Genomic DNA, 11,768 nt, shown 5'->3' on the forward strand with positions numbered 1-11,768 from the left:
CTTTACCTTTTTATTATCATAAAATGAGCCTTTTCTTCAAAAAACACCGAACAGTTCACTCTTTGTTAGAGTCTACTACGTCCTTTTTTCTGCATGCTGTTTCGAATAAGCCAAATTAATCCCCATACACTCAATAAAAACAACACCGACACAACCACAATATCCACCCAGATTTTTTTATGGACCCCTTTACTCGGCAGCGTGTGTTTGACCCACTTCTGTTGAATCGCTTGTTGGGTCGGCGCATCTAAAGTGACTAGCACCTTATCAATTAATGGCGGTAATAATGCATGTTGCGGATGAATACCAATATGACTACGCTGTTCTGAGAAATCAACCAAAATTGACATCTTCAAGATGTTGGATCGAGTGTGTTTTAAGGTCATGCCTAAGTTGACTAACTTATCAATAAATACGTCGGCTTTTCCTCGTGTTACGGCATTAAGACCCGCTTGAATATCGGGCACGAGCACCAGCTGTAAACTGGGCTGTTCTCGCATCAATTTAGGCACCAAATGGTAGCCTTCGACAACCGCAAGCCTTAATCCCGCAAGATCATCAAGGTGAAAAAAATTCACTTCACTAAGTCGCGTGACAAGTCCCCAAGACGAAGGCCAATAAGATTGGCTAAAGAGTAATTCATTCTGACGCTCACGAATATTGGCAATACTGCCCGCCATGTCCACTTCACCTTGGTAAAGGGCGGTGAGTAATTCATTCCAATGATGAAAAGCCACAGGCTCTATGGATATGCCTAATGCTGCCGCTATTCGATTAAAAATATCACTGTTTATGCCAGAAAAAACGCCCGTCTCTCCGGTGAATTCCATCGGCTTCCAGTCCGCTAAATACCCCACTTTCAAGACACCTAATTGTGCGAGATAAGCTTGCTCTTTTTCGGTAAAAATCAACTGTTTTTGCGTTTGACTCACCGTATGATCTTGCGGATCCAAAATCCATTTTCGTTCGATATTGATGAGTTCTTCTGTGGAAAGTAACTCAAAACCTTGCCGTAAATTAACATCGAGCTCATTATATTGCTGATCCGCTAAGGTGATCAGTTCAATATTAGCATTGAACGCCAGCGACGAATGCTGGTAAAACGTCTGCCACTTTTGCGCTAATAATAAATAATGCTGAGTTAACGCACTCGGCGCAATAAACCCTGCCACTTGATGACTTTCACTGGCTTCAATCATGGCATTGATATCATCCATGTACACCAGATCCATCTTCGGAAGATACTTACGAATAATATCAAGGGATAAAAATTCCGTACTGATCGCTACTCGCTTGCCGGCTAATACCGTCAAATCAACAATAGGTTCTTGATAACTAAAAAACCGCATCTTCATCTGATATAAACCCTGTTGACGTTTAAAACGCGTATCAGCTATTTCTGTACTTGGATAGCCTAAAATAGCCTCCAAGCTACCTGCTTTTAATGCCTTGATATTGGCGCCATAATGATCAAAAACAAAATCCACTGTCACACCCGATTCATGTGACCAAGCCTGCCAAATATCAATCAATAAACCATGAGCCAGACCATCAACACCAATACTGGCATAAGGAGCAAAATGATGAGGGATCCCTAAGGTCAAGCTGGACGCCCCTTGTCCTTTCCCTAGCCATTTTTGGGTCAATTTCGCTATGTTAGCGGTATTGACATTCAATTGGCTTAGCCGCGTAATCAGTGCTACATTGCTTTTTAACACTAAGGGATGAAATACTGACTGATGTAAAAACAATCGGTTATAGTGTAGAAACCCTTTTTTAACCTGTCGCTCTACCTGATGACTGCGTAAAAAACCTTCTGCTGCAGCAATCACATAGACTTCTGTATTCGCTGCCGCTTCAACTAAGGCATGTCGATCAGGATAATAGCGTAAATTCAATGTGGGAAAACCTGTCGCCAGTAATTTTGCGGTAAGGCTACCTTTAATAACACCAATCTTAAACATAGAAAGTTCATTGATTTTTTCAGGTACCGATAAGGCTTGATGCAAATACAAATAGTGATTCACACTAGAAAGGGCAGCCGAAAAAGCAATATTATCAACATTCAAATCCCTTGATGCCCCAATATGCAAATCAATGTGTTGAGTCATCAACTGCTGCTCAAGCTCATCATCAGCCACAGCCTTGAAACGAATAGGAATGTTAGCCTCATAAGCCCATTGAGTCCAAATATCGACTAATAAGCCTTCTGGCTGTCCATGGTTATTGATAAATTGCACTGGATAGGCGTGAGCATCCATGCCTAGAATCAACCCCTCATGCGCAAAAGCATTCTCACCATGAGCGGATATAATGACGCTATTGAAAGCCAATACAATCATAAAATAAGCGATAATTTTCAATGATAATCCTAGTCTTGATAAAATAATGTAGCCGTAGTGTTTACAAAATGATATTAGACAGGGTTTTTCTACAGATTTCCAGTGCTAGTCAAGTCAGTAATTGGTATCATTGCACAAATGACTTGCTGGCTCTTCGTACTTTAAACCAAATGAACTCTTCTCAAGATACACTTTTTGCTACACCTTTTACCCAAGTGAGCGACTTTCAATTCGATAATAAAGTCGTGGGCGTATTCAATGACATGATCCGTCGATCGGTACCCGGATATGGGCAAATCATTAATTCTATAGGTGATTTAGCTGATAAATTTGTGACAAAGAACAGTCATGTCTATGATTTAGGCTGCTCTTTAGGCGCGGCAACATTAAGCGTTCGTCGGCGTCTCCAAGACCGAGAATGTCATATTATTGCCGTTGATAATAGTCAGGCGATGATCGCGCGTTGCCAAGAAAATCTCACATCCTATGTCAGTGATACCCCAGTGGATCTTATCTGCGGTGATATCAGGGATATTCAAATTCATAATGCTTCTTTGGTGATCTTGAATTTTACCATGCAATTTTTAGCACCCGATGATAGAGATAACCTCATCAAAAAAATCTATGACGGCCTCAATCCAGGTGGATTATTAATCTTATCTGAAAAACTCTATTTTGAGCATACCGCGATACAAAGTGCCCTCGATGAATTACATTTGGATTTTAAAAGAGCCAATGGGTACAGTGAACTAGAAATTAGTCAAAAACGCAGCTCACTTGAAAATGTGATGAAACCTGATACGCTTCCACAACATGAATACCGGCTTAAAAAACAAGGTTTTGAAAATTTCAACACCTGGTTTCAATGTTTTAACTTTGCCTCTATGATCGCAATAAAGTAAGAGATATCCCTTAAATTATTCGATTAACCATTATACATTCAATAATTGACCCTTCCATGTCGCTCTTGAGACATGGATCAACAGCATGGTGGCCTTTAAGTGATTAGCTTTAGCTCATTTTACAAACAAATTGCCGACTCCAATCTACAACATTGGTTAGAAACCTTACCCACTATTTTAGGACGTTGGCAGCGAGAGCATAAACATGGCAACTTACCCAAATGGGAAAAAGTGCTGAATAAATTACATTATCCCACTCCAGATTTCGTTGACTTCAGTACCAGCGTAACCATTGGTTCAGGTAAGCAATTAACACCTGGCGAACAAGAAAAACTCAAAAACTTATTGGGCATTTTCAAACCTTGGCGTAAAGGACCTTATTCGGTACAAGGAATTGACATTGATACCGAGTGGCGATCAGACTGGAAGTGGGAACGGTTGCAAGCGCATATTTCACCGTTGAAAAACCGCACCGTACTCGATGTCGGCTGTGGCAGTGGTTACCATATGTGGAGAATGTTAGGTGAAGGGGCTAAATATGTTATTGGAATTGATCCTTCACCGTTGTTTTTATGTCAATTTGAAGCCATTAAAAGCATCGCAGGCCAACAACATCCTATTCATTTGTTACCCTTAGGCATTGAAGAACTGCCTCCATTAGATGCATTTGATACGGTCTTTTCAATGGGCGTCCTTTATCACAGGCGATCGCCTATCGATCACTTAATACAACTCAGAGATCAATTGCGCACTGGCGGCGAGCTAGTATTAGAAACCTTAGTGATTGATGGTGATGAAAATACCGTCTTGGTTCCTGACGATCGATATGGAAAAATGAACAATGTGTGGTTTCTCCCCTCCGTTGCCGCTTTAATGCTTTGGCTAAGAAAAAGTGACTTTATTGACATAAAATGCGTTAATATCGATGTCACTTCTTTAGCTGAGCAGCGCAGCACGGAGTGGATGCCTAACGAATCACTAGTTGATTACTTAGATCCTAATGATATTAATCTTACCGTTGAAGGCTACCCAGCCCCTAAACGAGCGACGATAGTTGCTACAAAAAATCAACCAAATAAAGATCTTGTCGAGTAAACGTGCAATGAGAAATTCTATGTTGAAGCGAATGACCTGTATAATCGCACTCTCTAGCCTAACCGCAGCGTGTGTCACCAAAGAAGCTGTCACCCCAGCCCCAACACCTGTGGACGCTGCTGCGCTTCAAGCCAGTTTAGCCAAACAGAAAGAGAGTATTCTAAGCAGCATCAACTCGGGGACCGCTTCCCAGCAAGCCAGCTTGAATGAACTCAATTCACAGCTAGCGCTATTACAAGGCCAAGTTGAAGCGCTCAAAGTCGCTGCAACAGCTCAATCCAAAAAACCGGTTGCTCAAGTCAGTCAGCCAAAAGACTTAAAAAAAATCGACGCCTCCCCTCTAGGGGATAAATTCATTCTTGGCGCGGTTGAGCGCGTCTACGTGGATGAAGTCAAAGCCAGCTTTAATACCCGTATCGATACTGGCGCGGAGTCTTCATCACTCGATTCACGTAATATTGTTTTATTTGAACGCGACGGGAATTCTTGGGTTCGTTTTGATGTCTTTGTTGATGGACCCAACAAGCCCGCAAAAACCTTTGAAGCGAAAGTCGCCCGTTTTGTTCGGATCAAACAAGATGCTGATGATGGCAGCGATCGTCGCCCAGTCATCCTCGCCCATTTAAAAATTGGTCAATATGAAGCGCAAACTGAATTGAACTTAGTCAATCGGAGCCACCTCGATTACCCGTTATTATTGGGAAGAAAGTTTATGCAAGATATTGCTGTTGTCGATGTAGGTAGAACCTTTATTCATGGAAAAAAGGGCCCTAACACTATGAATTATAATAAATAGGGATCAATCTCGATGCACTCTAAGAAACCCTTTTATATTTTAGTTGCCTTATTATTTATCTTAGGTGTTTCAACCTGTCTTTATCGCAGCGTTGAACATCACGTGCCTTTCCTTCCCGGACAACAGGTACAAAGTTGGGCTGTCGATGCAAAAGTCAGTTTCCAAGGATCAGGAAAACCCGTTGAAGCCTCTTTTTCATTACCCCAAGATCCTGCCTATGAAGTCTTGGTCGAAAATACTACCTCTCCTGGTTACGGCTTCAGTATTAGTAATGCCGATAATCAAGATAAACGTGCCATTTGGTCTAAACGTGCCGCATCCGGTCGACAAGATCTCTATTATAAAGTCACGTTGATCCCCACAGGACAAACAAAAATTGCCGCCTCAGAAGAGCCTGACGCGCCAACACCCTATATTTGGCCAGCAACAGAAAAAGCGGCTGCAGAACAAGTAACACAAGAAGTATGGGATCACAGTGCCACTAATTTATCTTTTGCCCAACAACTGAATAAAGAGTTCAATGCCACTGAACGTAGCCAAAATGTTGAACTGCTTTTATCCGGTAACTCAGCAACCAAGCTCTTTATCAATATCTTACATAATAAAGCCATTCCAGCACGTGAAGTCAGTGGCTTATATTTAGAAGATCAACGTCGCCGACAAGAACTGGTTAACTTTGTCGAAATCTATAATGAAGGCCAATGGTATTTATTTAACCCCAATGATGGTACCCAAGGCCGCCCTGAAAACTTACTCTTATGGGGACAATCTGGAAAGTCAGTATTGGATGTCATTGGTGGAACCAATTCTCAAGTTAGCTTCTCCATGCTACAAGACACGCGTTCAGCCCTTGCGACCTCTATCGATATTTTACGTAATAATGATGCATTAAGCTTTTCTTTGTATCAGTTACCTCTGGAAGAGCAAAGCTTATTTAAAGGCATTTTGCTCATCCCCATTGGGGTGCTCATGGTGGTTTTCTTGCGAGTACTGATTGGCATTAAGACCTCGGGTACTTTTATGCCTGTATTAATCGCCTTAGCCTTTATTCAAACAACGCTCTTTACTGGATTGGTGGGGTTCTTACTCATTGTGGCCTGTGGATTAATGATCCGCGCCTACTTATCCCAATTGAATCTGTTACTCATATCCCGAATATCGGCCGTCATTATTGTGGTTATTGGGATTATTGGGGTCTTTACCCTGTTATCTTACAAACTCGGCCTAAGTGAAGGCTTAACCATTACCTTCTTTCCGATGATTATTTTGGCTTGGACCATTGAACGTATGTCCATTTTATGGGAAGAAGAAGGCCCCAAAGAAGTAGTTATTCAAGGAGGAGGAAGCTTATTAGTCGCCACGCTTGCTTACCTTGCAATGAGCGCGAGCTGGGTACAGCATTGGGTGTTTAACTTCTTGGGGATCCATTTGATAATCCTCGCGTTGGTACTGGTGATGGGCCAATATACAGGTTACCGTCTGCTTGAATTAAGACGCTTCAAACCTTTGGCAGGAGAATAACCATGATCCTCGCCCGACCTCGCGCACTACGCAAAAATGGTGTACTGAGTATGAATAAGCGTAACATTGATTATATTGGTCGATATAACCAACGTAAATTTTATAAACGTGTGGATGATAAACTCAGTACTAAACGTTTAGCCGTCGCGAATGGCATTGCTGTGCCCGATCTTATTGGAACCATTTTTGTTCAGCACGCCATTAATGATATTCCAAAGATGGTCAGAGGACTGCCTGGGTTTGTCATTAAGCCGGCTAAAGGCTCGGGCGGAAAAGGGATTTTAGTGATCACGAAAATGGAAGGCGATCGTTATTTTAAACCTAACGGTGATGAAGTCTTGCACGATGAATTATATCGCCATGTCTCCAATGTACTCAGTGGCCTATTCTCTTTGGGCGGTAATCCTGATGTCGCGATTGTCGAAGGCCTGATTCAATTTGATCCGGTCTTTGAGGGGTACTCTTATGAAGGCGTACCCGATATTCGTTTAATTGTCTTTAAAGGCTTTCCCGTCATGGGAATGTTACGTCTATCCACAGCCGCTTCTGACGGTAAAGCCAATTTACACCAAGGCGCTGTTGGTGTCGGCATCGATATTGGTACGGGGAAAGGCTTGCACGCAGTCCAATTTGATAATCCATTGGACTTTCATCCTGATACTCAGAAGAAGTTAACGGCCATTGCCGTTCCAGAATGGGATACCTTATTGCATACGGCATCTAGAGCCTATGAAATGTCAGGAATGGGCTATTTAGGCACTGACATGGTGCTGGATAAAAATCGAGGTCCATTATTGCTGGAATTAAATGCAAGGCCAGGATTAGCGATTCAAATAGCCAATAATCGCGGTCTACTCGGTCCCTTACAGCATATTGAACGTTTAGGTGATGAGCCTATGTCTGTCGAAGATCGCGTCACTTATTCAAAAGAGCACTTTTGTTTTTAAGGTAACGTTGTTTTCAAGGTGATATTTTTTTCAAGGTTAAATAATGACTCTTGTCGGTTTTAGGCCGATACTTTTACTCCTAAGTATCGGCTTCTCTAATATGGCTTTTTCAGCCGTCACGCCCTTATCTCTACTCGTGAAACAATGTTTACAACTTCCCCCATTGTCCACCGGATTAGACCCAAAAACGAGTAAAAAATCGGCCGCGTTAGCAGAACGCATGGCCCAGCTCGAGCACCAATTACTCGGTTTTTATAATATTAAAGACAGAGTCAATTATTACAAACAATTTTCCATTCACAACGATGATAAAGAAAGTTTACTCAATTGCCAGTTTTATCTGAGTGATAATCTACAGCGTTTTTTATTATCCGATCAATTGACTCAATTGCTGCCCCAGTTATTAAACTCGCCAGATAACGAACTGTCTCAATTAGGCAATCGATTATATCGTTTGCTCTATAACCAGCAAGCAATGGAGACAAAATCAAAATTACATACTGCGCAAGCCGCTTTTAAACAGGGATTGGCATCGCAAGCACTGACCTTGAGTTTTAATGGTGATGATTGCCAATTACCGCCTAGAAACATAGCACGACTATCAGATCAAAATGAAGAAAAAACACCTTTTAATCAGTCTATCGCCAGCTACCTGTTAAACCAAAGTCAGTCACAATGCCGTAAAAAGGTTTGGCTGGCTTACCAAGCGCGCACCCTCAAACGCAATACCCCGATACTTAACACTATTTTAGATTTGCAACAAGCCCAAGCAAAGAAAAAAGGCTTTATTGATTACGCCAGCTTACAAACATCAGCACAAATATTATATTCGCCTATACTCGTTAAAGCATTTTTGAACAGCCAAACACACGCCATCAGGATCACACCTTGGGATCTGGGGTTCGCACTCAAACATGCCAATAAATCGCCCTTTACTGTCATCAATTCAAGCCGTTTTCTCACCAAAATATACCAAGCTCTAAACCGTTACGGGATCAGTATTGACATTATCTCGCCTCAAGTTCACCGTGTGTGGCTCAATGGGCGGTTACTGGGCGAACTCTTTATTTCAGCCTCAAAGCACTTTAGTTATCAACCCATACGTCATTTAGTCGTTGGGCAACAATTCGGACAAATAGAGATCCGCTCAAAAGAGCTAATCTCCAGCTATCACGATGCAAAAAAAATGATCAGCACCCTGACTATGGCCATTGCCGATCTGGGTAACGGCAGTCATTTTTATTTTAATAATACCTTAGGTGAAACTCACGATAGCGCCAATATTGGCCGTTATTGGTTACAATATTCACTCACCCAAACCCTCATCGGTGAGCCACAGGCGCACAGCCGAGAAGCCCTCATCCAAGCCTACAGTAAACAACTTCATGTCTTTAGAGCTAAAGTTGCACTGAATGCATATCAAGATAAAAATCATCTTGCCTTTAATGATTTAAGGCAAGAGTTTAATGATTCTTTTGGCGAGACTTGGCCTCAAGTTGATAATTATCCCGTCAGTTTCAGCGCTATTGTCGATGAAGGCCCGTTATATTACACGTCACTTTGGCAGCAAAGCCTAGCCCTATATCTATACCAATCGACAATGGTCTGCCAAAATCAGAAAGCTATTTTTGATACGTTAATTGTCAATGAAAGTGCGCAAAGCATCAATCAGCGTCTATCTGGGTTATTAAATACGCTAATGACACCTGTCATACTCATCAAGGATATGAACAAAATGAGCGATGACAAACACACTCCATGTTCCATGACAGAAGTTCAATGACGGAATAAACAGGCTTAGCCAGAAACTGGGCTAAATAGAATTGCAAACAAGTGAGGATACACCGCTATGGACAGAGCCAAATCAACCTTAGAGCAATGGAGAATACTGCAAGCGGTTGTCGACTTTGGCGGCTATGCTCAAGCCGCTGAACAGCTGAATAAAAGCCAATCTTCCCTAAATCATGCCGTGGCAAAACTGCAGCAACAATTAGGGGTGTCACTGCTCGAAGTCCATGGACGTAAGGCGCAGTTAACAGCCAGTGGTGAAGTCTTATTACGCCACTCGCGACATGTTACTCAGTCGGTGAATCACTTAGAAAGCTTAGCCAGTAACTTACACAAAGGCTGGGAGCCCACGCTGACGCTGGCCAGAGAAATCATCTATCCAATGGATGACTTGATTAATGCTTTAGATGCTTTTTTACCCCAAAGTAGAGGAACGCGCATCACCATCCTCGACTCTGTCATAACTGGGACTCAAGAACTCATCAAAGAGCAAACTGTCGATTTAGTCATTTGTGGCGGCGTCCCGCCTAAAGGTTATCTCGCGGAGCCTTTATGTGATGTCTTTTTCTTACTCGTGTGTCACCCAAGCCACCCTTTAGCCGAGACTCCTCACATTGAAGATGACAAAATATTGGCCGAGCACCTTCAAGTTGTCATCAAAGATACTGCCCGCAATGAAACATCCGATCTAGGTTGGCTCAAAGCAGAACAGCGCTGGACGGTATCGAATTTTCACGAAGCCATAAAAATTTTGAAAAAAGGCATCGGTTTTTGCTGGATCCCTTCTCATCTCATTGACACTGAGCTGGCCCAAGATGAACTCACTCAACTCACGTTACAAGGCAGTAGTCAGCGAAAAGCCATGCTCAGCTTAGTCATTCCTGATCGAGATAAACAAGGCCCAGCATCTAAGTTACTCGAGTCATTGATTTTAGAGCAGCACCAATAAACAATAGGATCAAAGTGACTTCACAAAACAAATTCGCTCTAGCTCTGGATGAGCATACTCATCAACGCGTTCAATATCATAGCCATTTCGAATGAGCATGCACAACATGCCTGAAAAACGATTCATTGATTTCACGCGAACACGGGCATAATCTTGCTTTTTCAACCACTGTTCTTGCACCTCTAGCATCTTTTGCGCAGCGCCACTCTTACGCTGCTCTGGTACCACGCCCCCTAACCAACTATAGAATTCATTTTCATTTAGGGGGTAGCCCATTTTAAAGCCAACCAGTTCATTATCATTTTCTGTGATTAAAATAAGCGAACCCGCGATCAGTTTCGCTTTCATTTCGTCTTCACTTAAGAAGCGCTCAAACTCGGGAATGTTATCAAATACACTTATTGCTTCTTCAAACGAGCCTTCTCTTATCATCACTACATCCAATCACGTCTACTTTAAACAACATAATTAACAATACCATTTATAACAACAAGATACTAATATAGATCCCATCATAAAATGGAGGTAAAAAAGAGAGAATAAGTTGAAAAGACTTTAACTGCACAATGACTCATTTTTAGCTATGCTTCAATACAAGAAATCAGTATGGAGGAGATCAATATGGAAACAAGCCAATTTCATTACCGTCTACTCATCGCTATTGCCATGTTTTATATGCTCGCGGTGATATCAAGCGATTTACTCACCTATAAAATATTTCAATTAGGCGGTATTAATGGCTCAGCATCACTGATTATTTTTCCTATCATTTACCTTATTAGTGACATAATAAATGAAGTCTATGGCCGAAAATTAGCGACCTATTTACTCTTTTGCTCTCTAGCAATGGAGTTCATTTTTGATGTTATATTAAGTCAAATTATCTATTTACCTTCACCTATATCCTTTAAAATGCAATCCGCTTATGAAGCGATACTTGGCCCTTTACCTCATATTTATTGGGGGCTTATTATCGCCTTAACTATCAGTTCATTAATCAATATCACCATAATGGCTTGGTGGAAAAAGAAATTGAATAATCGTTACTACTTGATGCGCAGTTTTTGCTCTACTATTATTGGGGTCTTTTTCTTTACGATCATCGGTTACAGCATTTGGTTTTATAACATTAAACCTTTCCCAGACATTGTTGAACTCATTGGTGTGTCATTCTTTTCAAAAATCGTCATTACTGCCATTATGGTTTGGCCTTCAGCACAAATTGTCAAACACGTCCGCGATAAATAATGACTGTATTTTCCATCCATACTTTATGACGAAGCCTCAACAATAAATAAACGGCGGCTTAGTCACTACCTAGTACTTAAACACAGTGAAAATGATCGATTGGATTCACTTCAAAACGGGTAACTGTTCGCTCGGAAATAACAATGAAAGACTTCTAGCTTTACGGGGTTTCTTACTAAT

10 protein-coding genes are annotated in these 11,768 nt (G+C 41.6%); 8 read left to right on the top strand and 2 right to left on the bottom strand.

Annotated elements, in window-relative coordinates:
• Positions 1-65: 65 nt before the first annotated feature.
• Positions 66-2,363, bottom strand: a complete 2,298-nt coding sequence (locus tag L2764_RS09820; RefSeq protein ID WP_248940037.1) for a transporter substrate-binding domain-containing protein — start codon at positions 2,361-2,363, stop codon at positions 66-68.
• Positions 2,364-2,512: 149 nt separating this feature from the next.
• Between L2764_RS09820 and cmoA the strand changes: the two genes are divergently transcribed.
• From cmoA to L2764_RS09855, 7 genes are all read left to right on the top strand, one after another.
• Positions 2,513-3,244 carry a carboxy-S-adenosyl-L-methionine synthase CmoA gene (gene cmoA / locus L2764_RS09825; protein WP_248940048.1) on the top strand — a complete coding sequence of 244 codons (732 nt, stop codon included), beginning with the start codon at positions 2,513-2,515 and terminating at the stop codon, positions 3,242-3,244.
• Positions 3,245-3,343: 99 nt separating this feature from the next.
• Positions 3,344-4,339, top strand: a complete 996-nt coding sequence (cmoB, locus tag L2764_RS09830) for a tRNA 5-methoxyuridine(34)/uridine 5-oxyacetic acid(34) synthase CmoB (RefSeq protein WP_248940038.1) — start codon at positions 3,344-3,346, stop codon at positions 4,337-4,339.
• Between the two features lie 19 nt (positions 4,340-4,358).
• Positions 4,359-5,135, top strand: a complete 777-nt coding sequence (locus L2764_RS09835; protein ID WP_248940039.1) for an ATP-dependent zinc protease family protein — start codon at positions 4,359-4,361, stop codon at positions 5,133-5,135.
• A gap of 12 nt (positions 5,136-5,147) precedes the next feature.
• Positions 5,148-6,656: an inactive transglutaminase family protein gene (locus L2764_RS09840; protein WP_248940040.1), complete on the top strand. Its 1,509-nt coding sequence runs from the start codon at positions 5,148-5,150 to the stop codon at positions 6,654-6,656.
• Positions 6,657-6,658: 2 nt separating this feature from the next.
• On the top strand, positions 6,659-7,603 hold the full coding sequence (locus tag L2764_RS09845; RefSeq protein ID WP_248940041.1) for an alpha-L-glutamate ligase-like protein: 945 nt from the start codon (positions 6,659-6,661) through the stop codon (positions 7,601-7,603).
• 43 nt (positions 7,604-7,646) lie between these two features.
• Positions 7,647-9,386 (top strand): M3 family metallopeptidase, encoded by a 1,740-nt coding sequence (locus tag L2764_RS09850; RefSeq protein ID WP_248940042.1) that lies wholly within the window; start codon positions 7,647-7,649, stop codon positions 9,384-9,386.
• A 66-nt stretch (positions 9,387-9,452) separates the two neighbouring features.
• Positions 9,453-10,340, top strand: coding sequence for a LysR family transcriptional regulator (locus L2764_RS09855; protein WP_248940043.1), 888 nt, complete (start codon positions 9,453-9,455; stop codon positions 10,338-10,340).
• A 9-nt stretch (positions 10,341-10,349) separates the two neighbouring features.
• On the opposite strand, the gene L2764_RS09860 is transcribed toward L2764_RS09855, so the two are convergent.
• Positions 10,350-10,772 carry a GNAT family N-acetyltransferase gene (locus tag L2764_RS09860; RefSeq protein WP_248940044.1) on the bottom strand — a complete coding sequence of 141 codons (423 nt, stop codon included), beginning with the start codon at positions 10,770-10,772 and terminating at the stop codon, positions 10,350-10,352.
• Positions 10,773-10,961: 189 nt separating this feature from the next.
• Between L2764_RS09860 and L2764_RS09865 the strand changes: the two genes are divergently transcribed.
• A complete protein-coding gene (locus tag L2764_RS09865; protein WP_248940045.1) occupies positions 10,962-11,588 on the top strand; it encodes a queuosine precursor transporter in 627 nt (208 codons plus the stop codon).
• Positions 11,589-11,768: the final 180 nt, after the last annotated feature.

This window comes from Shewanella surugensis (assembly GCF_023284005.1).
In the GTDB taxonomy this organism is placed as follows: Bacteria; Pseudomonadota; Gammaproteobacteria; order Enterobacterales; family Shewanellaceae; genus Shewanella; species Shewanella surugensis.